Source organism: Rhodothermus marinus (assembly GCF_009936275.1).
In the GTDB taxonomy this organism is placed as follows: Bacteria; Bacteroidota; Rhodothermia; order Rhodothermales; family Rhodothermaceae; genus Rhodothermus; species Rhodothermus marinus_A.
The window spans coordinates 3,012,742-3,037,764 of the sequence record NZ_AP019797.1; the positions used below are offsets into that span (position 1 = coordinate 3,012,742).

17 protein-coding genes are annotated in these 25,023 nt (G+C 64.2%); 7 read left to right on the top strand and 10 right to left on the bottom strand.

From position 1 onward, the window contains the following. Positions 1-3 precede the first annotated feature (3 nt). From GYH26_RS13140 to GYH26_RS13150, 3 genes are all read right to left on the bottom strand, one after another. Positions 4-1,875, bottom strand: coding sequence for a sodium:solute symporter family transporter (locus GYH26_RS13140; protein WP_161542423.1), 1,872 nt, complete (start codon positions 1,873-1,875; stop codon positions 4-6). Between the two features lie 140 nt (positions 1,876-2,015). Further along, positions 2,016-4,679 (bottom strand): T9SS type A sorting domain-containing protein, encoded by a 2,664-nt coding sequence (locus GYH26_RS13145; RefSeq protein ID WP_161542038.1) that lies wholly within the window; start codon positions 4,677-4,679, stop codon positions 2,016-2,018. Positions 4,680-4,732: 53 nt separating this feature from the next. After that, positions 4,733-7,738, bottom strand: coding sequence for a TonB-dependent receptor (locus tag GYH26_RS13150; protein ID WP_161542039.1), 3,006 nt, complete (start codon positions 7,736-7,738; stop codon positions 4,733-4,735). 255 nt (positions 7,739-7,993) lie between these two features. Between GYH26_RS13150 and GYH26_RS13155 the strand changes: the two genes are divergently transcribed. Next, a complete protein-coding gene (locus tag GYH26_RS13155) occupies positions 7,994-9,247 on the top strand; it encodes an ROK family transcriptional regulator (RefSeq protein WP_161542040.1) in 1,254 nt (417 codons plus the stop codon). Here GYH26_RS13155 and GYH26_RS13160 read toward each other — a convergent pair. From GYH26_RS13160 to GYH26_RS13190, 7 genes are all read right to left on the bottom strand, one after another. Then, entirely contained in the window at positions 9,244-10,173 is a 930-nt protein-coding gene (locus GYH26_RS13160) for an alpha/beta fold hydrolase (RefSeq protein ID WP_161542041.1), read from the bottom strand. The two genes, GYH26_RS13155 and GYH26_RS13160, sit on opposite strands and share 4 nt — an antisense overlap. After that, complete coding sequence (locus GYH26_RS13165) at positions 10,173-11,687, bottom strand: class I adenylate-forming enzyme family protein (RefSeq protein WP_161542042.1); 1,515 nt, start codon at positions 11,685-11,687, stop codon at positions 10,173-10,175. Before GYH26_RS13165 ends, GYH26_RS13160 begins: the two co-directional genes overlap by 1 nt. After that, entirely contained in the window at positions 11,684-13,156 is a 1,473-nt protein-coding gene (locus GYH26_RS13170) for a sodium:solute symporter family transporter (protein ID WP_161542043.1), read from the bottom strand. The genes GYH26_RS13165 and GYH26_RS13170 overlap by 4 nt, the downstream gene beginning before the upstream one ends. 11 nt (positions 13,157-13,167) lie before the next feature. Continuing rightward, positions 13,168-14,142, bottom strand: coding sequence for a 3-oxoacyl-ACP synthase III family protein (locus GYH26_RS13175; RefSeq protein ID WP_161542044.1), 975 nt, complete (start codon positions 14,140-14,142; stop codon positions 13,168-13,170). A 3-nt stretch (positions 14,143-14,145) separates the two neighbouring features. Then, positions 14,146-14,889 (bottom strand): 3-oxoacyl-ACP reductase FabG, encoded by a 744-nt coding sequence (gene fabG, locus GYH26_RS13180; RefSeq protein WP_161542045.1) that lies wholly within the window; start codon positions 14,887-14,889, stop codon positions 14,146-14,148. A gap of 2 nt (positions 14,890-14,891) precedes the next feature. After that, on the bottom strand, positions 14,892-17,327 hold the full coding sequence (locus GYH26_RS13185) for a TonB-dependent receptor (protein ID WP_161542046.1): 2,436 nt from the start codon (positions 17,325-17,327) through the stop codon (positions 14,892-14,894). Positions 17,328-17,421: 94 nt separating this feature from the next. After that, positions 17,422-17,928, bottom strand: a complete 507-nt coding sequence (locus GYH26_RS13190; protein ID WP_161542047.1) for a GbsR/MarR family transcriptional regulator — start codon at positions 17,926-17,928, stop codon at positions 17,422-17,424. 163 nt (positions 17,929-18,091) lie between these two features. On the opposite strand from GYH26_RS13190, the gene GYH26_RS15385 reads away from it, so the two are divergent. The 6 genes from GYH26_RS15385 (at position 18,092) to GYH26_RS13220 (ending at position 25,021) form a co-directional block, all read left to right on the top strand. Then, on the top strand, positions 18,092-18,535 hold the full coding sequence (locus GYH26_RS15385) for a heavy metal-responsive transcriptional regulator (protein ID WP_197738533.1): 444 nt from the start codon (positions 18,092-18,094) through the stop codon (positions 18,533-18,535). Then, positions 18,486-20,966 (top strand): heavy metal translocating P-type ATPase, encoded by a 2,481-nt coding sequence (locus tag GYH26_RS13200; RefSeq protein WP_161542049.1) that lies wholly within the window; start codon positions 18,486-18,488, stop codon positions 20,964-20,966. The genes GYH26_RS15385 and GYH26_RS13200 overlap by 50 nt, the downstream gene beginning before the upstream one ends. 3 nt (positions 20,967-20,969) lie before the next feature. Next, entirely contained in the window at positions 20,970-21,296 is a 327-nt protein-coding gene (locus GYH26_RS13205; protein WP_161542050.1) for a cation transporter, read from the top strand. 122 nt (positions 21,297-21,418) lie between these two features. Beyond that, complete coding sequence (locus GYH26_RS13210; RefSeq protein WP_161542051.1) at positions 21,419-21,916, top strand: hypothetical protein; 498 nt, start codon at positions 21,419-21,421, stop codon at positions 21,914-21,916. 96 nt (positions 21,917-22,012) lie between these two features. Further along, positions 22,013-23,296 carry a TolC family protein gene (locus tag GYH26_RS13215; protein ID WP_161542052.1) on the top strand — a complete coding sequence of 428 codons (1,284 nt, stop codon included), beginning with the start codon at positions 22,013-22,015 and terminating at the stop codon, positions 23,294-23,296. Positions 23,297-23,299: 3 nt separating this feature from the next. Next, positions 23,300-25,021 carry an efflux RND transporter periplasmic adaptor subunit gene (locus GYH26_RS13220; RefSeq protein ID WP_161542053.1) on the top strand — a complete coding sequence of 574 codons (1,722 nt, stop codon included), beginning with the start codon at positions 23,300-23,302 and terminating at the stop codon, positions 25,019-25,021. The last annotated feature ends 2 nt before the right edge of the window (positions 25,022-25,023 follow it).

Here is a 25,023-nt window from a genome sequence, read left to right on the forward strand (position 1 = left end):
AGTTCAACCGGCAGACATTCCCACCGGCCGGGCGGTTTTCGTGGCATACCGCTCCAGATCGCGCGGATAGTCTTCCATGCGATCGTACCAGTTGTATTTCAGGAAAATCGAGCAGGCCACGATCAGCCCGGCGCAGATCAGCAGCTCGGTGGTGCGTTCCAGTACCAGATAGATCCCGGCGGCCGTCAGCGCCGTCTGCCAGACGATGCCTACGGCCACGTTCAGCATGTCGCGTTTGAAGTTCCGATTGGCTTCCAGCTCCGGAAATTCGGCGGCCAGCTTCTCGTGGATCGGCTTCCAGAAGCCCCAGGGCCGCACCTTCAGGTAAAAGTTTTTCAGCACCTCTTCGTCGTCGGGTGGTGTAAACAGACTGCCCGCAATGCAGCCGATCAGCGAGACGCCCAGGATGACCGGAAAGGTGTAGATGGTCGCCACGAAGGGCATCAGGGCCGGGACCACCATGGCGGCGATCATCCCGGCCACCATGCCCCAGAAGTACCCGTAGCTGTTGAAACGCCACCAGTGCCACTTGAGCAGGTTCGAAGCCGTGTAGCCGCCGTAGAGTGCCGCCACGATCCACTGGATGATATCGTTCAGCGAATAGACGAACAGCCCCACGGCCGTGCCGATCACCACCACGAGCAGCGAGGTGAGGTAGCTCATCCAGACGTAGGTTTTCTCGCTGGCGTGGGGGTTGATGTAGCGCTTGTAGATGTCGTTGACGATGTAGGCCGGGGCCGCGTTGACCGTCGCCGCATAGGTCGACATGAAAGCGGCCAGTAGCGCGGCAATCAGCAGCCCGGTCAGCCCGGAAGGCACAAACTCGCGCAGCGCAAAGGGCAGCACCAGTTCGAAATCGACGTTGGAGCCCATCGCGTTGAGTTCGTCGGAGAAGAACACGAGCGCCAGCACGGTCAGCCCCGTCACCAGCATGTAGCGCGGCACGAGCAACACGACGTTCACGAAGCCGCTCATCTTGGCCGCCTCGCGGGGCGTGCGGGCCGAAAGCACGCGCTGCATGTCGTAGTTGGGTGCCGGACCTGCCATCGCCTGCAGCACGCCCTTGAAGAGCATCATCATGAAGAAAGCCGAGAACAGCTCCCAGCCGTCGGCGGCAATTTTCTCCTGCGCGGCGGGCATAAGGCGGGACCAGTCCAGATCCAGTTTCCAGCCGAAGAACGGATCGAACCAGCCGTCCGGCACCACGGCCGCCACCATCTCCGGTGAGATGCGCTGCATGGCGATGATGCCCACGGCCACGCAGCCGATCGTCATGATGAAAAACTGCAGCACTTCGGTAGCCACCACGCTGAACATGCCGCCCTTGACCACATAGATCGTGGTCAGCGCCGTGATGATCAGACCGTAGAGGTGCATGTTCGTGACCGGATCGTCGGAGAGCTTCCAGGGCAGAAACGTGGCGGCAAACTTGCCGATACCGATGAACCCGTAGGCCAGAAAGCCGATAACGTTGAAAATGGCAAACAGTACCACGATCAGGTGGGCCAGCTGCGCTCCACGTCCCGTCCCGAAACGAAAGGTGATCCACTCGGCACCGGTCATCACCCCGGACCGTCGCAACCAGATCGACAGGTAGACCATCAGGAAGATCTGGTTGAAGACGGGCCAGAGCCAGGGAATCCAGATGCTTTTCAGTCCATAGACGAAAAGCAGGTAAACCATCCACATGGTACCGCTGATGTCGAACATGCCCGAGGCGTTCGACAGGCTCAGCATGTACCAGGGAATGCGGTTACCACCCAGGAAGTAATGACGAATACTGGAAGCCGCGTGCTTTGAAATCCAGATGCCGATCCCGACGGTGATCAGTCCGTAGGCCAGAATGATGAGCAGGTCGAGCGTGGTAAGGTGCAATTCCATGATCCGTTAGCAGCACACTTCGATCGAGATCACCCCGCTGAAAGGGACCGGGAGCAGCGACCGGCCCGGCTTTTACCGTTCCGAGCCGATCGCTGCTCCCTTTCCCTGTCGCGCACAATGCCACAGACCCGGGGTCACTTCAGCAGCGTCATGCGCCGCACCAGTTGCCCGTCCGGCGTCTCCAGGCGGTAGAAGTACAGGCCGCTCGAGAGTCCCTGCGGCTCGAAGCGCACGGCATGCGTGCCGGCGGGCATTTCCCGATCCACGAGCCGGGCCACTTCGCGGCCCAGCAGGTCATAGACCACCAGCCGCACCTTGCCCGGCTGCGGGAGCGTGTAGCGGATGGTGGTCGCTTTATGGAACGGGTTCGGGTAGTTCTGCTCCAGCACGTAGCCTTCCGGCAGTGTGCTGCTTTCGGTCGCCACGATGTCCTGCTCGTAGTAGAGCACGATCACGTAGTCGATCAGCAGCCCGCCGCTGGCGCTGGTCACGGTGAGCGTGTACGTGCCGGCGCTGAGCCGCACCGTCTTGGAGGCCGTCTGGAACTTGAAGCGTGGCGACTGGGCTTCGGAGGCCGAGGTCCCCGTGGCCGCCGGGAACGACAGCTCGGCAACCTGCTGCCCATCGACCAGCAGCGCCCCAGTAGCGGCCGCCTCGGCCTGGTAGAAGATACGGGCCAGGCCGTTACGGACGTTGTCCGGCACTTCCAGCGTCCAGGTCACGCTACCGCCCGCGTCCAGCGAGGCCGCCTGCAGCCCGGAGGGACAGAAGGCATTCGGATCGTCGCACTCGATGCGGGCGGCAATCAGTTCCTCGGCGTTGGCCGGCGTGAGCGTGGCGACCACCTCGCCCGTGGAAACCTGCACGACCTCGACCGAAGAGAACCACTGCCAGCCCCACGACGGTGCAATCTCCAGCGTGTGCTCACCGGCCGTCAACATGAGTGACCCCGCCACCAGATCGCTCTGGTGGATTTCCACCCATTCCCAGGTATTGGGCTGCAGTTTGAACTTGCACTCCGAGTTCGTGCTGTTCGTCGAGCAGAAGAAGAACTCGCCGTAGGTGTTCGTATTCCGCAGGCCGACGCCGTCGATCCGGATGTGCTGGCCGCGCTCGGTCTCATTGCCCATGTTCGTCTGCACGCGCAGCATGTACTCGCCGTCTTCCGGCACCGTGAAGCGCCAGAAGGCCCGACCGCTGCCTTCGAAGAAGAAGCTGGTGAAGCCCTCCACATTGTAGACGGAGCCGTTTTCAATCACACCGTCTTCACCCTCAACCAGCACCTGATCAACTGGCTGCTCGGGCGCTCCACCGGCCATTTCCTCGATGGCCTGGATGTAGGCATCCCGGTTGGCCAGATAGTTCTGCAGAGCGTCCGGGAACCAGTTCAGGTCACCCAGCGGCAGCCCGTCGGTCCCGGCGCTTTCCAGTTGCGGATGCGAATAGGAGAAGTCCTCCGGCACCGGCCAGATGTTGGCCTTCGGATCCGGATCGCGGCCCGGATCCCACACGACCAGCGCCCAGGGCGTGGGCGCTTCGTTGATCCACTGACTGATGAACTGCTGCATCAGGTTGTAGACCTCCTGCGTGGTGGGCGCATTGGCGAGCTGCACTTCCAGGTTCGTGTTGTTTTCCATGACCATGCCGTCGTACAGCTCGAACCAGCGCGCCGTCGTATCGCTCACGAGCGGCTGCGAGCGCACGCCCAGCTGCTGGTGGATCTGGGCCACGGTCGGATCCAGCCACCAGTTGTTGTTGGCCAGCACGATGCGCCGGTCCGTCTCCAGCCCGTAGCGCGAGGGGAGCGGCTGGATGCCGAAAATGCCGATATACTCGCAACACTGGCTGAAGTAGTCCGGATCGTTGCCGGCGCCTACCCAGCTATTGAGACGGTCCTGGTACTGTTGCTCACTTTCACCCTGCCAGAAGGGGTTGATCATCAGGTTGTTTGTCACGTAGGCCCGCTTCCAGAGGCCGCCCGCGTTGAAGTTGCGGCCGAAGTTCACCAGCGTGTTGTGGTTGAACAGGAAGTACTCGACCGGCGCGGCTTCCGACTGGAACGGGAAGGAAGTCAAATTGAAGAACGAATTGTTTTCAAAGATGACCGTATCGGCGCCGGCCTCCAGGCGGATGGCGCGGCCTTCCCAGATCTGGGTCGGCCCCACCAGGTTGCGGAACAGACAGTTCGTGATGATGATGTCGTTGCCTTCGGCCTTGAAGCCGAGGTGATGCCAGTCGTTCCGGTCGAAAACGACATGGTCGAAGATGAACTTCGAGTTCTTCGAGTTGATGAGGATGGGTTCGTAGTTGGCCGTCACGCCCGAGTCGTCCTGGCCCATGAGCCACAGATTGCGCAGCTCGAGGCCGCCGTTGCCATCGCCGCTGCTTTCGATCATGAGCCCGTCCACCGTCCCGTCCTCGCGGCGGAAGCGCTGAATGATGGCCGGACCGCAGTCCTCGGTGCCGCTCTCCCCACAGACGTTCTCGCCGGTAGCAGCACCTTCCTCGGCGGTCTGGCCGATCAGGCGCAGGTTGAACTCGTTGTTGGAAATGTGCTCGGTGATCCAGTAGAACCCCCCTCGTTTGAGCTTGTAGATACGCCCCGCCGGACGCTCGGTATCGTTGGCCACCGTGTTGGTCAGGGCGTTCATGATGGGCAGGCCCTGTTCATCGGCCCACTCCACCACGCACTCGTCCTGATCGGTGGGACAGACCGTGTAGTCCTGGGCCGCAGCCGGCCTCGCGGCTGCCAGCAGTCCCACCAGCAGGATGCCGGTCAGGTAGTAGCGCGTTTGCATGGCCTCCTCCGTGTTTGGGTTGGGATGATGGTCACCTTCCGGGCAATTGTGCCTCAGAATCGATAGCGGAATCCGACGTCGATCGTATAGCCGTAGAGTTCTTTGTAGGCCAGATAGCGGCGCGTAAAGCTATAATCCGGGTCCTGCGTATTCTGGCCGGTGTATTGCTCGTCGGGCCGGTTATTCAGGTTGTTGAAGTTGGCATAGAGCTCCATGCCCGTCCCGATCTTCTGCCGCACCGACAGGTCGAATCGGGAATAGGGCCCCACGAACACGTCGTTCAGCGGCTCACGCGGGTTGACCCAGCTGGCAATGTCGCTCTGGTAGAGGTAAGACAGCCGCGCCGAAAAACCCCGGTAATCGAAACCGATGGTCATGTTGAACACGTGGGCTGCCTGTCCCGGCATGCGGCCGGTGCGGGTCGTATCGATGATGGAGTAGATGGTACGCGGGGGACGTCCCGGCAGAATCTGCCGCTCTTTGCGGTAGTAGTGATAGGTCGTCTCCGAAAAGCCCCGCGTGTAGTTCAGGCTCAGCACGAGGCCTTTGAGCACGCCGGGCAGATAGGAGAAGTTGGTCTGCCATTCCAGCTCGTAGCCCCAGTATTTGGCCGGTTCGTCGTTGTTGACCGTGGTCTGGAGCTGCGGGCTGGCGCCGATCAGCCACTCGCGCGGCACGTTCGTGCCTTCCGGCACGCCGATCACCACCGTATCGCCGTTGACATCCCGGAACAGCTGGGCGGGGAATTCGACCTCGATCAGCAGATCGTCGATGCGTTTGTAGAAAGCCGAAATTCCAAACAATCCGAAGCGGGAGCTGGCCAGTTGCAGCGTGGCGTCGTAGTTCGTGGCGTGCGAGGGACGCAGCTTCGAGTTGGCCGCCCAGATGAACGAGCGCCAGGTGTTGATCGAGGTAATCGGTGCGTACTGGTAGTAGTTGGGCCGCGAGATGGTCTCGGTGCGGGCCAGCTTGACGGCCAGCCAGTCGACCGGCCGCACGTCCAGATGGACCATGGGCAGCCAGAAGATGTTCTCGCGCTCCACCTCCAGTTCGGCCAGATCGGCCGGGGGCGCGTACACAAATCCGGACGTAACTTCCCGGAAGCGCTGTCCCGTATAGCGCGAGTAGTCCCGCTCGTAGCGAATGCCCGGAATCAGCGTGACGTAGGGCCCGATCTTGAGCTGGGCCATGACGTAGGCGGCCTGATAGCGTTCGATGCCGTCGTAATCGCGACCCAGCGATTCGATCGTATTGTTCTGGTATTCGGCCTGGCAGGGCGGTGCCTGCAGCGCCCGCGTCAGTTCCATGAGCAGGTCTTCGTCGGCGATCGGTCCCAGCCCGAACTGCCCCTCGCCGAACTCCCCTTCTCGTTTGTAGTCCTTCTGGATAAGGGCGATCGGGAGTCCGGGCACGCCGTAGACCGAGTCGGCAATCTGATAGCGCTCCTCCCACTCGGGGCCCAGCGTCTCCAGCAGACACTGCTCGACCGTATCACTCGGATACCGCAGGCCCTGCCGGCCGTTGCGTTCGCGGTCGAACGTGCGCGACAACCAGCGCAGCTTACCGCCCAGCTTCACGTAACCCGAAACCCATCCGAAGTGGAACGGCCGCTGGAAATTGGCCTGAATGCCATACTGGTCTTCGTCCAGGCGCTCGGAATCCACCCAGATCGAGGTGAGCTGCATGGTCGAATCGTGACGCACCAGACTCCAGACGCTGTCGGGCGAAAGACCGAACAACTCGGCCCGCCCTACGCTCAGCGCCGTGCCATCGCGTCCAAACTCCCAGATGTAGTTATGCGGCGACCGACGCCGGGAAATGGTATAGAAGGCCTGTGCATCGTATTTGAAGCTACCCCGGTCCTGCTCGATCCCCAGCCCACTGGTGAGAATGGCTGTGCGCGTGTCGTAATCCTCCACACTGGCATCCAGGCTGCCGACCGAAGGGGCATAACGGCGCACAAATACATCGTCACGCAGCTCATTGTAGAAAATGTTGCCCTGCAGGCGCCCGTTGGGAATGTTGTAGTCCAGCAGCAGACTGCCGCCCAAACGGCCGCGGAAGACGGTCTCCTCCCGCAGGTTGAAGCTGTTGAACCGGGGTTCTCGCTGACCGGTCAGCGGATTGATGTCGTCGGCCGTCCAGTTGATGCCCAGTTTGTCGGCGCTCCGGTTGTAGCGATCCGCGTTGAACGTGGCGATCACGCCCAGCCGCTCACCCAGAAAGCGGTTGCTGGCTGTTCCGACAAGCTTGTAGTTCCCCAGATACTGCTGCAGCCCGGCATAGCCACCGGTGGCCAGCACGTCGAAATGCCAGCCCGAAGGCGCGCTCCGAAGCCGCAGGTCGATGTTCCCGCCCACGGCATCGGCGTCCATGTCCGGCGTGATCGCCTTGCGCACCTCGATCCCGTCCAGAATGTTCGACGAGATCAGCGACAGATCGACCTGACGATTGGAAGGATCGGTATCGGGCAATCGCACGCCGTTGACCGTGACCGTGTTGTATTTGGGCAGCAGGCCGCGGATGGCCACGTTCGTGGCCTCGCCCCCGGAGCGCAGGATCACGACGCCCGGCAGACGTCCGATCGACTCGGCCGCGTTGTTGTCGGGCAATTCCAGAATGCGGTCGCGCGAGACCACGTTCTTGACCACCACATCCGAGAACTGCTCGTTGATGGCGGCCAGCTGTCCGGCCACCTGCGCCGTGATGACCACTTCCTGCCCGACAATCCCTTCCCAGACGAGCTGGATGTTGACCTCGACCTCCGATGCGCCCTCGGCGACCGTCACGGGCACCTCCTCGGTGCGATAACCGAGGTACGAAATCACCAGCGTATACTGTCCGGGCGCCACGTTGGGAATTACAAACCGACCATCCACATCGGTGGCGCTTCCCCGCACGGTGCCTTTGATCACGACATTGGCGCCCGGAAGCGGATCACCCGTGTCCCGGTCGGTCACCGTCCCCCGGATCACCTGCCCGTGGACCACCCCCACCAGCAGCAACCACATTCCCAGCGCCAGCCAGCGCTTCAGCATCAGACGTTTCCGTGCACACATGGGTCTTTTCACGAAACCGTTTCTTTCGGCCGCAGAGCCGATTTCAATTAATCAATTTACTTGACTAACGTACTATATACTCAAATTGACGAAATATTGCAAGGCACGAAATCCGGTAGGGCTTCCATATTCACAGAATCACAACAAACCGCTCAATTCCCCGTAACGACGAGAAATTATCCGGATCTTTTTAAACAAATGGATTGCTTAAAGTTTATCTTAGAGGTATTTACAAGCATCGCACGGCACCACGCTATGCTGCTGGGCACCAATCTCAAGTACGCCAAGGCCTACAACTTCCGGATCGTGCTGGAGACGATCCGGCGCTTCGGACCCATCTCGCGGGCCGAAGTGGCCCGTCGCACGGAACTCACGGCCCAGACCGTCTCGAACATCACGCGGGAGCTGCTCGATATGGGCCTCATCTACGAGGCCGAACGGCTCCGCGACGGCCGCGGCGCCCCTTCGATCCAGCTGGCCATCAATCCCGACGGCGCCTACTCCATCGGGCTCGACCTGGACCGTGACCACCTGACCGCGCTGCTCGTCGATTTTGCCGGGCAGATCCGCCACCGCATCCATCAGACGCTGGACGGGGCGCTACCGCCCGACAAGGCCATGGACCTCCTGGCCCGCACGGCCGAAACGCTGCTGCAGGAAACCGGCCTTCCCCGCGAAAAAGTCTGGGGCGTCGGCGTGGGCATTCCCGGTCCGCTGGACGTCTCTGAAGACGGCCACGTCACCAACGTGGCCAACCCCAAAGCCTTCCCCGGCTGGCACCGCGTGCCGGTCGTCGAAATCCTGGAGCGGCGTCTGGAGCTGCCGGTCTTTCTGGAAAACAACGCCACGGCCGCGGCCATCGGCGAACGCTGGTACGGCGCCGGCCAGCACATCGCCACCTTCTTCTACGTGTTTTTCAGCGAAGGGCTCGGCGGCGGCCTCATCTTCAACGGACAGCCCTACGACGGACATTCTGGTAACGCCGGCGAACTGGGCTACTGCTACCTGCCGCCCGAGGTGCTCACCGCCGAAGACCTGACCGTCTTCAAAAAACCGCACCTGGGCATCCTCTTCAACGTACCGCGCCTTTACCGCCGCCTCGAGGCGGCCGGCCACACGGCCCAGAGCCTGGAAGATCTGGAACAACTCTTCCAGGAGAAAAACCCGATCCTGCTCGACTGGCTGCACACAGGCCTGGAACACCTGGCCCCGATCATCCTGGCCGTCGAGTACATCCTCGATCCCGAGGCCATCTTCTTCGGCGGTCGGCTTCCGGAGCCGATCATGACCTATATTATTGAATGGTTGACGCAGCGGCTGGCCGCGCTGCGCATCGAAGAAAAGCCACCGGTGCGGCTGCTGCCGGGCACGGCCGGCGTCGATGCGGCCGCGCTTGGTCTGGCCACACTCCCCCTCTACATCCAGCTGGCCCCGGGCCTGCACGTGCTGCTGAAGACCGGGGATGGCGAAGCGCCAGCACGCGGACGCGCTTCGAGCGCCGCACGCTAATCCTCGGGTGCGAAAAGAAACCGGCGCACCTGCGCGACAAAGGCTTCCGCCTGCTCCAGCACCAGCAGGTGTCCGGCTTCGGGGAGCATCACGCCCTGAGCATTCGGCAAGCGTTCCAGCGCCAGCCGGAGCATATCGGCCGGAGTTTCGGCGGGGCGGAAGAAGCGATTGGGGATGAGCAGGTCGTTTTCGCCGAAAACCACCAGCACCGGGTGTTGCACCTGCGGCAGGTGTTCGAAAACCGGCTCGTCCAGCATGCCGGCCACAGCCCGGGCGTTGGCTTCGGCGTAGGCGCGGAAATCCGGACGCTCCTGGATCTGCGCACGCTGGGTCAGCAACCATCCGAACCGATCCGAATTCCAGCGGGCAAAATTGCGCCGGACATTCTGCTCGTAAAGCGCCGCCGGCATCGAAGCAATGGCTTCGGCCGTAAACAGCGCTTTCAGTTGAGCAGCGGCTTCCGGCGTGAAGGTTTCGATTCCGGCCGGCGCAGCCAGCACCAGCCGCCGGATGCGATTCGGATGCCGAAGGGCCATCATCAGCGCGACCTGTCCCCCCATCGACAGCCCCACCACATCCACCTGCGCCAGTTCCAGCATGTCCAGCCAGGCCACCAGCACGTCGGCGTAGAACGAGGGCGTGGCCGGAACGCCATCCTTGTCCGAAAGCCCAAAACCCGGCAAATCCGGCGCCAGCACACGCGCCTGCGTGGCAAGGCGGGGGATGATTTCCCGCCAGACCGACAGGTTCGTTCCCAGTCCGTGCACGAGCACGACCGGAGGGCCGGGGGTTCGGCTGTCGTGGTACACCACTCGGTAGTTGCGCACCACGGCGGTATCGAGCCTGTCGGGATAGCCCACAAGCGGCTGGGCCACCGCACCGGTTGCCAGAAGCAGCATCATTGCCAGCAGTCCAATCTTTTTCATCAGGAGATAAGTTTATGTGACCGTTCGCGAAGCGCCTGTTTGTCGCATTTGCCGGTGGGCCCAAGCGGCAGCGCCTCCAGAAAAAACACATGGCGGGGCACCTTGTAGCCGGCCAGCTGCGAGCGGCAGTAGCGTTGCACCGCCTCGGCCGTAAGCGTTCGCCCGGGCTTCGGCACGACAAAGGCCGCGCCGGTCTCGCCCCATTTCGGATCGGGCACCCCTACCACGGCCGCGTCGGCCACGTCCGGGTGCGCCCGGAGTACGACCTCGATTTCGGCAGGATAGACGTTTTCGCCACCGCTGATGTACATGTCTTTTTTCCGACCCACCACATAGAAATAGCCTTCCGCGTCTCGCCGCACCAGATCTCCCGTATGGAACCAGCCCTCCGCATCGATGGCCTCCGCCGTCGCTTCGGGCCGTTGCCAGTAGCCGGGCGTCACCACCGGTCCCCGCATCAGCAGCTCACCCACCTCATCGACCCCCACCTCCCGTCCCGTCTCATCGACGATCTGCGCCTCGACGTAAAAATTGGGAAAGCCAATCGAGCCGATCTTGCGAAGGGCATCGTCTTCGGGAAGCGAGAAGCAGTTGACCCCCACCTCCGTCATGCCAAATCCCTGACGGATAGGAACGCCTTTCTGGTGCCACCGCCGAATAAGGGGCTCCGGCATAGCCTCACCGCCCACGATGGCGTAGCGAATCGTCCGGAACGATGTCTGTTCAAAGCGCGGATGATCGGCCAGCATCCGGAGCATGGTAGGCACGCCCCAGAGAATGGTCACGCCCGCCTCGTCACATAGACGAAGAATCTGTTCCGGATCGAAGCGGTCGAGCAGATACGTATGGCCGCCCTTGAACAGAAACGGCGTCAGGAGCACGTTCCAGCCGCCCGTGTGGTAGAAGGGCGCCGCGTTGAACGAAACATCCCGGCTGGTCAGGTCCAGCCGGTGGATTGTGTTGAACGCATTCCAGGCGATCATGCCGTGCGTGATCAGGGCCCCCTTGGGCCGCCCCGTCGTGCCCGACGTGTACAGGATCATGAGCGGATCGTCCAGCGCGATCGCCGGACGGCTTTTCAGCGTGGCGCCGGAGCGGGCAAACGTCCGGATCGTCTCCAGCGGCAGTAATGCCACCGCGCCCAATCGCTGGACCACCCCGGTGTAGGGCGCGTCATAGACCAGCAGGGCGGGAGCGCTGTCGGATACCTGGTAGGCCAGCTCCGGCGCGGCCAGCCGGTAGTTCAGCGGCACCAGGATCCATCCCGCCTTCTGGCAGGCTACGAACAGCAGCACGTGCTCCGGCCGATTTTCGGCCAGGATCGCAATGCGATCCCCTTTCTGCAGGCCAAAGCGCGCGGCCAGCACGGCGGCCAGCGCCTCGCCCTCGGCATGCAGCTGCGCAAATGTCCAGCAGGTGCCCTCCGGCACCCAGGTGAGCGCGGGTCGATCCGGCCAGTAGCACGCGTTGCGCGCCAGCCAGTCGGTGCGAATGAACGGTTGTCTTTTCATCATGCCGGTTGTCCGGTTCGCTGCGGCATCCAGCGGCCAAGGAGCGCCACCATGGTCGAGAGCAACACCGCCCAGGTGGCGGGCACGGCCGGGTTGTTCCAGTAAGGCCCGATCTGGCCGTAGTAGATGCCGAAGTGGACGAGAAGCGCGGTCAGCGCCGCCGCAACCACGACCCGGGGCCGGAGCGAAACGCCCAGCACGCCCATGAGCACCGGGGCGAAGGTGGCGGCAAACAGGCCGTAGACGCCGTTCTGCGCCAGGATCGCAACCGAAAGCGCCGGCGTGAGCTGATCGTAGCCGAGCACGAAAAGTACGGGCGCCAGCGCCACCAGCGTGAGTTTGCCCAGTCGGAGCGCCCGCTGTTCGGCCACTTCGGGCGCCACCCCCCTGCGCAGCGCCCACGATCGGTACAGATCGTTGCCCACGATGGCGGCCACCGCGACCAGCAGCCCCTCCAGCGTCGAGTAGCCGGCCGCCAGCAGCCCGATCGTGATCAGGCCCCGCACGACCGGTCCAAAACGTTCCACCAGATAGGTCGGGATCACTGCGTCGGCCACCAGTCCGGCCTCCGGCATGAGCAGCCGGGCGTAGAGTCCGGTCAACAGCACCGAGAAAAACACGAACGCCACGCCGAAACCCACCAGCAGATAGCGTCCCACGTCGGCCTCCGAACGCAGGTAAAGCGCCTTCGAAAGCAGGTGCGGCTGGGTGATGACGGCCACGCCGACCACAAAATTGGCCACGAACACCTCGAACGGGCTGCGAAACAGCAGGCTCTCGGGATTGACCGGACGTGCCAGGTTCGGATCGATGGCCGCCAGCCGCTGCAGCAGGCCCGACAGTCCGCCCTCCCAGTAGGAAAGTCCAGATCCGATCAGCAACACGGCCACGACCAGCATGATCAGCGCCTGCGCCGTGTTCGTCAGCGTGTGGGCGCCCGCTCCGCCCAGCAGCAGGTATCCCATCGGGATGGCGATCGTCAACACCAGCGCGGCGATCAGACCGATTCCCAGCACGCTGGCCAGCACGCGGGCCAGTCCCACCACGATCAGCACCATGAAGGTGATGAGCAGCAGACTCAGCACTGCGTAGAGCACGCCCAGACGGCGGTCGCCATAGCGCGCCGCGATCCACTGGGGCAGTGTCAGTGCTGCATAGCGATCGCCCAGCTGCCGGAAGCGCCGACTCAGCAGCACCAGCCCCACCAGAATCCCCAGCGGCGTAGCGAGTCCGTAGCCCAGATAACCGGCCCAGCCATAGAGATAGACCAGACCGGGATTGATCACGAACGTGGCCGCACTGGTCAGGTTGGCCGCCAGCGAAAGGCCCACCAGCACCGGACTGACCGTGCGGCTCCCCACGGAGAAGCCCGCCAGTCCACGCGCTCCCCGCATCCCCAGCAGGGCCGCACCGCCTACCAGCAGCAGGTAAGCCAGAAAAAAGCCCCAGCCGATCGCCTGCTCCGAAAGCATGGTCTTTTCCGTCAGGTGTCGTAGGCCCACCGTAGCGCCATGGCCGCCAGGGCCGCCCCTCCCCCCGAGGCGATTAGATAGACCAGATCCCCCCGCCGCAATCGATGCGCCCGGACTGCGTCGGCCAGCACCATGGGAATACAGGCGCTGCCCGTGTAGCCATAGCGATCCATCACGTAGTGCGTGCGCGACTCGGGGAGCCCCAGCGCCGCCAGCGTCTCCCGGATGCTGAGCACGTTGATCTGGGTAAAGAACAGGTGGTCCACCTCCTCGGGGTGCACGCCCAGCTCTTTCGAGAGCCAGCGCACCAGGCGCGTCCAGTGCTCGACGTTGTAGGTCTTCGGAAATTTCTTGCGAAAGGCCAGCACCTGGGGCTCATGCGGGCAACAGGCTCCGCCCGTGTAGATGCCCATGTAGTCGTAGTACTGTCCTTCCGCTTCCAGCCGCGTCAGCAGAATGCCGGGTTCCTCGTCGTCGGCTGGAGCCAGTACCACGGCCCCCGCTCCGTCGGCAAACAGTGTGGCGATATTGCGCTGCGAAAAGTCCAGAAACCGGCTCATCAAGTACCCTCCGGCGACCAGAACCGGACCGCTGCCGCCCTCCACGAACCGTCGGCCGACCTCCAGCGCCGTTACGAAGCCGGCGCAGGCCGCGTTGACGTCGAACGTGCCGGCACGACGGGCCCCCAGTTTGTGCTGCACGACGGTGGCCGTGGCCGGCGACAGGTAGTCCGGCGTGTCGGTGGCCACGATGATGAGCGCCAGATCCTGCGGCGTCATGCCGGCCTCGGCCAGGGCGGCCCGGGCCGCCTCCACCACCAGATCCGACGTGGTCTGCCCATCCTCGGCGTAGCGCCGCTCCCGAATGTTGCGCTGCGTGCGCAGAAAGCTATCGACGTCCTCGCCGTAGTACTCGTTGAAGTAGGCGTTCGTCACCACACGCGGCGGTGCGTACAGGCCCGTTCCGATGATCTGTGCGCGTGCCATGGGTCACAGGGTTAGTCCACCATCCACGTTGAGCACCGCGCCCGTGATGAACGACGCCTCGTCCGAGGCCAGAAACAGGTAGGCGCGGGCCACTTCCTCGGGACGCCCCATGCGCCCGAGTGGCGTGCGAGAGCGTACCATTTCAAGCACCTTTTCGGGTATGCGTTGCGTCATGTCGGTCTCAATGAAGCCGGGCGCCACGGCGTTGACCCGGATGCCATGTCGCCCCAGCTCCCGCGCCCAGGTCTTCGTCATCCCGATCACACCCGCTTTCGTGGCCACGTAGTTCGTCTGACCGAAATTGCCCGCGTGTGCCACCACGGACGAAGCGTTCAGAATGCAGCCGCCGCCCTGCGCTTCCATGTAGGGCAACACCGCCTTCGTGCACAGAAAGACGCCCGTCAGGTTGACCTCCAGCACGGCCTGGAACTGCTCCAGCGTCATCTTGCGCAGCGTGGCATCCCACGTGATGCCCGCGTTGTTGACCAGAATGTCGATGCGGCCGAAGTGCTCGGTGGCCTTCCCGGCCATTTGCTCGACCTGTTCGGGTCGGGTTACGTCGACCGACAGGGCCAGTACACGGGCGCCCTCGGCCCGTAACGCGGCCGCAAGGTCCTCTGCCGCCTCGCCGTCCCGATCGGCCACCATGACGGCCGCGCCCTCTCGGGCGAACAGCGTCGCGGTGGCCCGACCGATCCCGCGGGCACCCCCCGTCACGATGGCAACTTTTCCGTTCAGTCTTCCCATGATCAGTACCGCAATCCAGCAAGGTGATAGGTGATGCCAAACCAGATAAAGCGACCCCGGACGGGGGCACCCAGCACGTCGTAGCCCTCGTTGTCCAGCAGGTTCGAGATGCTCAGCGTCAGATCCAGCCCAATCCGGGGCACCTGGTAGCCCAGCGTCAGATCCAGTACGGTGCGCGCCGGCACCTTGCCGTCGTGCCCGGGCAACATGGTCTCGCTGTTCCAGTAACCCGAAACGAACCGGTAGGCGCTCTGGTAACGCGCGCTCAGGCTCGCAAAATATCCCTGCAGCCCCACGTTGCGCACGGTCACGTTACCCTTCAGCTTGGTCTCGGGTACGTTGAGCGGCAATTCGCTCTGCCCGGCCGTCTCCGTGAAGCTGCGCAGCGAAATCAACGACACACTGCCCGAAAGCGTCACGTAAGGCGACGGATACAGCGTCAACCCGGCATCCAGCCCGGCCACCTCCGCTCGACCAAAATTCAGGTAGGTCAGCAGGCCGTTGAACAGCGCGTCCGAAGCGGGGGCGCGCACCGGTGTGGTTCCGTCGGCCTCGTAGGCAATCGTCGTGAAACCGTCGGCGACCAGCGTCAGCGGGCTGATGAAGTTGCGATACCAGGAGTAGTAGCCCACCACGTCCACGAACGCCCGCGTCCCGAAAGCGCCCTTGTAGCCCAGCTCCAGCGCATCCACCTGCTCCGGCTCCAGCCCCTCCACCCGACTGACCACCTGTCCGCTCGCATCTTTGACCACGTAGCCGTCCCGGTTGCCAAAGGCGTTGACGTAGTAGCCGGTCAGGATGTCGAAGCGGCGGATGGGAATGAACAGATAGTTTTCCAGGATGGTGGGACTCTTGAACGCCCGGTTGTAGCCAAAGCGCACGTTATGGCCGGGCAGGACCGTATAGACCAGCGCCGCCTTCGGGCTGAACTGCGTACTGTAGTTCGTGTGGCGATCGATGCGGGCCGCCGTCACCAGTCGCAACCGATCGGGGAGCAGACGCAGATCGAGCTGGGCATAGCCGCCTACTTCGGTCGCGCTCAGGTCTTCGCCGCCTGCATCGGCCAGAAACGTGCCGTCGGAGTCCGGCAGGTAACGGCGCACCTGCACGCCGGCCACCACACGGCCCTGCAGGAACGGCAATGATTGCCGGTACTGCACTTCGCCATCGAGCAGCGCCCCGCGATCCACGAACTTACTGGCTTCTCGAAGCGCTCCCAGATCAACCTGCTCCAGCGGCACCCCCGCCGCTACCTGGGCGGCCGCCGCCTGCACGACGGCATTGAGCTGGTACGTTCGGCCCGCGTCGTTCTTCGTACGCGTAAACTGGGCGTACCAGTTGGGATGGCTGACTTCGACCGTCTGATACTGCACTTCCCAACCCCGGATGTGATTGCGGCCGTTGTTGGTCAGCCCGAAGTTGTCGTTGCTCGAATAGCCGGCACCAGCCTTTGCCTGCCATGGCCCCAGCCGGTAGTAAAGAAATCCTTCCAGCTTGGCCGATCGGATAGAATAGCCTCCGAGGTCGCGCAGCACATCGCCTTCAAAAATGGTAGTGCCATAGTTATGCAGGCCTTCTTCGCGGCTTGGTTCGAAGTCGTCGGCTTCCAGATACTGCCCGGTAACTTTCCACCCCCAGGATCCGACCGTACCGGCGGCCCGCCCTGTGATGTCGATCAGCGACCGCTCGCCGGTACGTGCCGCCAGCGACAGGCCCGATTCGTCCCAGGGATCTTTGGTGATGACGTTCACCACACCGGTATGGGCATTGGGGCCGTAGAGCGCCGAAGCCGGTCCGACGACCACTTCAATCGCCTTCACGTCCAGCGGAGCCGTCGGCAGAAAGTTGCCCTGGGGGAGTCCGGTGCCGGGCAGCTGGGCCACCCGGCCGTCGGTCATCGCAAGCATGCGCGTGTTGAACTGGCTGTTGAATCCACGCGCCGAAATGCCCTGCGCATTGATACCGGCATCCACGAAGTCGATGCCCTTCAGGCCGGCCAGCGCCGAGAGAAAGGTGCCGCCTCCTGTACGGGTCAGGTCGGCCGCGGTAATCGTTTCGATGGTCACCGGCGCCTCGAGCAGCTTTTCGGTCTGGCGCGTACCGGTCACCACCACGGCCTCGGCTTCGAACAGGGCGGGCGCCAGCGTCAACGTCAATCGCATCGGCGCCGTGTCCACCTGCACAACCTGCGTGCGCGTCTGGTACCCCACGAATGACACCTGCAACGTATAGCGCCCGGGGGATACCGGCCCCAGCCGAAACGCACCGTCCACGTCGGTGGTCGTGCCCTGGCCGGTTTCCACGAGCACGACGTTGGCGCCGGGCAACGCCGCTCCGCTGGTCGCCTCCTGCACCTGTCCCTCAATCCAGACCGATTGTGCTAGAGCAAAAGGGCTTCCGAGCCAGCCCAGCAGACAGAACCAGAGCAGCCGTTTCATGACCGCCTCCCAGTTTTGTGAGTGTATGACAAAGAAATCTTATCGTAGGCAACGTTTGAAATTTTTCAAACGAACAATCCAGAAAAAAACCCGATCAATTCACCGAGGCGTTGGCGGCTTCCATTTGTGCCCGGACCCGCTCCCATTCCTTCGTAAAGTTCTCGTAGAACTGCTCCATCAGCCGGTAGAAAGCCTGCATATGGCGCAGTCGCTCGATGGCCGCCTGATGGGCTGGATCTCCGCTGGCCTCCATCTCCCAGAGAAACTGCTCGGCCGTGCGCCGATTTTTGCGCACCGTTGCCAGGTTGAACTTGAAGTTGTTCAAAAACAGATCGGGGTGCGCCACGTAGTAGTCGCGACGGTTTTCCGGACCGTTGACCTTGCGCACCAGCCCGATGCTCGCCAGCTCCCGGATCGTGCTTGAAATGGGCCCTTTCGACCGGTTGAGCAACGTGGCAATATCATCCAGCGAAAGCGGCTCCGGCTGCGTCAGGAGCAATCCCACGATCAATCCCTTCAGCCGCGAAAGGCCGTAGCCTTCGTAGATATTTCCGAACTCTTCCACCAGATCGCGCTGCAGCGGCGTCAGGCCCCGTCCCATAGCATCAATTTTCCTTTCGTTTCAAATTTTTCAAACGGAAGATAAAGAAAGCCCTTTCGTGTGTCAAGTCCTCATGAATAAAACCTGACCGGTGCCATCAGATCTGGAACCCTGTAGTTAACTACAGGGCGTAATGGAAGCCCGCAAACCGTTGGCTGAACCCATGCTGACACGCGGTGAACTGGCGCAACGGGCCGGCGTGCATGCCGAAACGATCCGCTACTACGAGCAGCGGGGCCTGTTGCCTCCGCCCCGCCGGACGGCCGCCGGCTACCGCGCCTACTCCGAAACGGACGTGGCCCGCCTGCGCTTCATCAAACGGGCGCAGGAGCTGGGTTTCTCGCTCCGCGAAATCGAAGAACTGCTGACGCTCGAGGCGACCCCGGGCGCCAGCAGCGGGCTGGTCCGCCAGCGGGCCCTGGCCAAGATCGCCGAGATCGAGGCGCGGATCCGGGACCTGACCCGCATCCGCGATACGCTGCGCCGGCTGGTGGCCGCCTGCGACGGAAAGGCGCCCGTCGAACACTGTCCGATCCTTCATGCCCTGCACGACGACCATGGAACGCACGCCGACACCGGAACCCCTGACGGAAACGCCCACGCCTGAGGCGGAAACGGCGCTGCGCCTGCCCGTTGAGGGCATGGAATGCGCGGCCTGCGCCGTGCGCATCGAACGGCGGCTGCGCACCGTGCCGGGCGTCCGCCAGGCCAGCGTCAACTACGCCACGGGCGAGGCGGCCGTGGCCATCGACCCGAAGGCCGTCCGCCTGGAACAGCTCGTCTCGGCCGTCGAGGAAGCGGGCTACGGCGTCCGCACGGAAACCCTGCGCGTGCCGCTGACGCGCACGCCTTCGGCCGACGAACTGGAGCAGCTCTTCGGCCGCACGAACGGCGTGCTGACCTGGGAAGTCGTCGACGAAGACGGCGCGCCCGTCCTTGCGGTGCGCTACGTGCCCGTCGTGGCCGATCCGGCCGCGCTGCAGCAGCAGCTCGTGGCGGCCGGATTGCTGGCCGAAAGCGCACGGCGGGCCGTTCCGACCGACCGCGAGGCGCTGCGCCGCGAGCGCGAGGCGCACTATCGGGACGTTCGCCGGCGCTTCTGGATCGCGGCGCTGCTGAGCCTGCCGGTGGTCGTGCTGGCCATGGCGCATGGCGCGCTGGACTTCCCCGGAAGCCGCTGGATTCAGCTGCTGCTCACCACCCCGGTGGTTTTCTGGGCCGGGCGGCCGTTCTTCACGGGCGCCTGGCGGGCTTTCCGCCACCACGCGGCCGACATGAATACGCTGGTGGCCATCGGCGTGGGCTCGGCCTACGTCTACAGCACGGTGGCCACCGTCTTTCCGGGCTTCTTCGAGGCGGCCGGGCGCGCGCCGGACGTCTACTTCGAGGCGGCGGCCGTCATCGTCACGCTGATCCTGCTGGGGCGTATGCTCGAAGCACGGGCCCGGGCCCGCACCAGCGCAGCCATCGAAAAACTGCTGGATCTGCAGCCGCCCCGCGCCCGCGTGGAGCGTAACGGCCGCCTGGAAGAGGTGCCCGTCGAAGCCGTTCGCGTGGGCGACCGCGTCGTCGTTCGCCCCGGTGAGAAGATTCCGGTGGACGGCATCGTCGAGGAGGGCACGGCGGCCGTCGACGAAAGCATGATCACGGGCGAGTCGGTTCCGGTCGATAAAAAGCCCGGCGATCCGGTCATCGGCGGCACGTTGAATCAGAGCGGCGCGCTGGTGGTGCGCGTGACGCGCGTCGGGCGCGACACGGTACTGCAGCAGATCGTCCGGCTCGTCGAAGAGGCACAGGCGCGCAAGGCGCCCATCCAGCGCCTGGCCGACCGTGTGGCCGGCATCTTCGTGCCCGTGGTCATGCTGGTGGCGATCGCCACCTTCGTGCTCTGGTTCGACTTCGGTCCGGAGCCGCGCCTGACGCACGCCCTGCTGACGTTCGTTTCGGTGCTGATCATCGCCTGCCCGTGCGCGCTGGGGCTGGCCACGCCCACGGCCATCCTGGTGACCACGGGTCGGGCGGCCCAGCTCGGCGTGCTCATCAAGGGCGGCGACGCCCTGGAGCGCCTGCACCACGTCGATCTGGTGGTGTTCGACAAGACCGGCACGCTCACCGAAGGGCGGCCGCATCTGGCGCACGTGGTGCCGCTCAACGGGCATGAGGCCGACGCGCTACTGGCGCTGGCGGCGGCCGTCGAGCAGCGCTCGGAGCATCCGCTGGCCCGGGCCGTGGTCGAGGCGGCCGAGGCGCGCGGGCTGACGCTTCCCCCCGTGCGCGACTTCGAGGCGCTGGCCGGGCTGGGCGTGAGGGCCCGCGTCGACGGCCGTCACGTACAGATTGGGCGGCCAGCCTTTCTGGCCGAGCAGGGCGTTCCGGTGCCCGAGGAGCAGGTGACGGCGCTGGCTGCCGAAGGCCATACGGTGGTGGCCGTGGCCGTCGACGGGGTGCCGGCCGGTCTGCTGGCCCTTACCGATACGATCCGTCCATCGGCCGAGCCGGCCATCCGGGCACTGCACCGCATGGGCCGCCGCGTGGCCATGATCACCGGCGACAGCGAGACGGCCGCCCGCGCCGTGGCCCGCCGCCTGGGCATCGACGAAGTCCGGGCCAACGTGCTGCCGCAGGACAAAGCCGCAGCCGTGGCCGCTTTTCAGGCGGAAGGGCACGTCGTGGCCATGGTGGGCGACGGTATCAACGACGCCCCGGCGCTGGCTCAGGCCGACGTGGGCATCGCCATGGGCTCCGGCACCGACATCGCCATCGAGGCGGGCGACGTCACGCTCATGCGCCCGGACCTGCGGGCCGTCGTCGACGCCTTCCGGCTGTCGGCCCGCACGCTTCGCACCATCAAGCAGAATCTGTTCTTCGCCTTCATCTACAACACGCTGGGCATCCCGATCGCCGCGGGCGTGCTGTATCCGTTTACCGGCCTGCTGCTCAATCCGATCATCGCCGCCGCCGCCATGGCACTTTCGAGCGTCTCGGTGGTCACCAACAGCCTCCGCCTGCGGCGCTTTCAACCCGAACCGCTACACTGAGCCATGGACACGACCGCCTGGATCGTGACGCTGATCGGCCTGGCCGCCATGGCCTGGGTCGTCTGGTACTTCTGGCTCTCGGAGCCGAAACGTCAACCCGCAACCCAACCTGAAAAAACCGCCATGAAAACGCAGGAAACCTTCCAGATCGAAGGCATGAGCTGCCAGCACTGCGTGCATGCCGTAACCAGTGCCCTGAAGAAGCTGCCGGGTGTCGAGGTGCAGTCGGTCGAAATCGGCCGCGCCACGGTGGCCTACGACCCGGCGCAGGTCAGCCGGGACCAGCTCAAAGCCGCCATCGAAGCGGAAGGCTACACGGTGGTTTCCTGAAAGCAGGTGGCGTGTCGGTCCTTCTGAGCCCGGCACGCCACCTTAAAACAACTTAAGGTGAATGTGAGCCGCCTTTAAGTCGCGCTTTCCGAGCTTTCGCGCAGGCAACCGACGGAACGATCATGAGCAGGTGGTTTCGATATGGCATCCAGGGCGTAGCGGCAGGGCTGGCGGCACTGCTGCTCACCGGCGCGTTCCACCTGCTGACGCCCGCCTGCACCATGCCGATCCGGGACGTCACCCCGCCGGTTGCCTGCGCCGCCATGCCCGACGTCCAGACGCATCCGAGCGCGCCGACCTGCACGACCTCGGAGCCGGCGCCCTGCTGTACCGAGGAGCAACCGCTTCTGAGCACCCGCCAGCCCGTCCCCTCCTGCTCCCATGCGCTCGGGGCGGCGAAGAGCCGCCTTCCCGTGAGCACACCTCGCCCGCTTCGGCCGGATAGAGCACGGCCATGTGCCAGGAAGGCGCGTCTCCCCTGCTGCAATGCGCTCGGGACGGCGAAGAGCCGCCTTCCCGTGAGCACACCTCGCCCGCTTCGGGCGCCGGCTGCTTCACCGATCCTCACGGTAACCCCTCCCGTCCCCCTGCACGTGCAATTCGCCGTCCTCCTGATCTGATGGCCCGGGCGACGGCGCCCCACTCCGCGCGCCGAATGCCTGCTTCTGGACCGACACGTTGACGCTACCTCAGGGCCATCTATCCAGGAGACGTCTATGCACCGGCGTTATTTCGTACTGATCAGTCTCTTTTTCATCCTCACAATCCCCGCCCGGGCGCAACGGCCCGACACGCTGCTGTCGTTATCCGCGCTGCTCCAGGAAGCCCTTCAGGCCAATCCGGCGCTGCAGGCAGCCCGGTTGCAGGCGGCAGCCCGGGCCACACGCCCCACCCAGGTCGGGGCACTGCCCGATCCGTCCTTTGAAGCCGGCTATCGTCCGCTGGCCATCGGCGACGTGGAAGGGCTGGCGCCCGCTTCGGCCTTGCTCATGCAGCGCGTTCCGTTCCCGGGCAAGCTCGGGCTGGAGGCCGAAGCTGCCCGCCTGGAGGCCGAAGCGACGGCCCGGGAGGCCGATGCACTGGCGCTGCGACTGGCCTATGCGCTGCGCACGACCTACTACGAGCTGTATCGGTTGCAGGAGACGCGTCGACTGATCGAAGACTTCCAGGCGCGGCTGCGGGCCTTCGCCGAGGCGGCAGCCGTCCGCTACGAAGTCGGTCAGGGCTCTCAGGCGGCCGTCCTGCGCGTGCAGCTCGAGCAGCACCGGCTGTCCCGTCAGCTTCTGGACCTGCAGGGTGCCTGGCGGGCCCGCTATGCGCAGCTGATCCAGCTTACCGGTCGCACCGACCTGCCCGACACGGCGCGGCTGGCGCCCCCCGAGCCGCCGACGCTGCTTCCCTCGATTCCGCTGGCGGAAGCCTTCCGGCGCCACCCCGAAGCGCTGGCACTCCGGATCCGGGAAGACCGAGCGCGCACGCTCATCCGCCGCGCACGCCGCGAGTACTGGCCGGACTTCGTCGTGGGTGTGGGCCTCATGGACATGATGCGCATGAACCAGCCTGTGGCGCCGCTGTCGGCACTGCGCGACCGCTTCGCCATCCGCGTCGGCGTGGTGCTTCCGCTGCAGCGTGCCCGCCGGAGTGCCCGTGTCGAGGAGGCGCGTCTGGAGGCCCGCACGCTGGCCTCCCGCTACCGGGATCTGCGCAACCTGTTCGAAAGCCGCTGGCGCGCCCTCGAGGCACGCTTTGCGGCCGACCGGGCCAACCTGGCCCTGCTCGAGCAGACGCTGATCCCGGAGGCCCGCACCACCCGCGAGGCGCTGCTCAGCGCCTACACGACCGGCCAGGCCTCTTATCTGGATCTGCTCGATGCCGAACGGGCGCTCTTCGAACTGGAGCGCCAGCGCGTCGACACGATCACGCGCCTGCTTGTCACACAGGCCGAAGCCGAACAACTGCTGGGGCTGCTTCCTGAAAACATCAACCAGACCGGAGAATGAGCCATGCGTCCACGCATTTTACTGGTCTCGAGCCTGCTGGGCCTGCTTTTGATCGCCTACCTGGCCCGCTCGTTGTGGCGTAGCGATTCGAGCGCTACCCCGGCTCCTGCCGACACCGCCATGGCCACCGCCCCTGCGACGGGCGGGCTGGCCGCCTTCGACAAAAACGGGGACGGCATCGTCTACCAGGACCCCATGCACCCCTGGATCGTCCAGGACGCACCGGGCAAGGCGCCGGACTGCGGCATGGACCTCGTCCCGGTCTCCGTTCACGAAGGGATGGACATGAGCGACGAGGGGACGGTCCGGATCGATCCGGTCGTCCTGCAGAACACGGGCGTGCGGTTGACGACCGTCGAAGTGGCCCCGCTGGCGCCGACCGTTCGGGCCACCGCTCGCCTGGAAGTCAACGAGCAGCAGCTCGTGGCCGTCTCGCCCAAGATTGAGGGCTGGGTCGAGCGGCTGTACGTCGACTACGAGGGCGCTCGTGTCCGAAAAGGCGAGCCGCTGCTGGAAATCTACAGCCCGGCGCTGGTCTCCACCCAGGAGGAGTATCTGCTGGCGCTGCGTAATGTGCAGCAACTGGCCGGCACACCGGCCGAAGCCGACGCCCGTCGGCTGCTCGAAGCGGCCCGTCGGCGCCTGCAGTTCTGGGACATCACCGACGAACAGATTCGCCAGCTCGAGGCCACCGGCCAGCCGCGGAAAACGCTGACGCTCTACGCGCCGGCTTCGGGGACGGTGCTGGAAAAGCATGTCGTCGAAGGCCAGCAGATCCGATCGGGCCAGACGCTCTTCGTCCTGGCCGATCTTTCGACGCTCTGGCTGCAGGTGGACGTCTACGAACACGATCTGAGTTGGATCAAGCCAGGCATTACCGCCGAAATTACGCTGCCCTATGACCCCACCGTTCGGCTTCAAGGCCGGGTGGATTACATGTACGACACGCTTAATCCGGAGACACGCACGGCCCGTGCACGCATTGTCGTTCCCAATCCTGGCCTGCGCCTAAAACCGGGCATGTATGCCCTCGCAACCCTCCAGGGGCAGCCTACGCCGCCGCGTCCCCGCATTCCCACCGAGGCGCTTGTGCGTTATGGCGCAGAGGCCTGGGTGATTTTGGCGTTGGGAGAAGGGCGCTTTCGACCCGTGCGCGTGCAGCCTGGCTTAGAGGCTCAAGGCTATGTGCAAATCTTAGAAGGCTTGGAGGGTGGCGAACAAATTGTGGCACGCGCGCAATTTTTGATTGACTCCGAAGCACGGCTAAAGCAAGCCTTAGCTGCGTTTATGGGCGGCCATCAACATGGCGCGACCCCAGCTCCTGAGACGCAGCTCCAGCCTTCGCCTCGCGCGCCCGAACACCAAGAGCACGGCACGAGCCCAGCGCCTAAAACACAACCCCAACCTTTGCCGCGCATGCCTGAACACCAGGGGCACAGCGCCAATCAGGATACAACGGTTGTTTCCTTACGGATTGATGCCAACGGCTTTGTGCCTTCACGCATCGAAGTTCCGTCTGGACGGCCGGTTCGCCTAACCGTTACGCGCACCACAGACCAGACCTGTGCCACGGCCATTCAGTTTCCCGAGCTGGGCATTGGTCCGGTAGATTTGCCCCTACACCAACCCGTAACGCTCACCTTCACACCAGCACGCGCGGGGGCCTACCTGTTCACCTGCGGGATGAACATGCTCAAAGGGACGTTGCTGGTACATGCTAACTAATC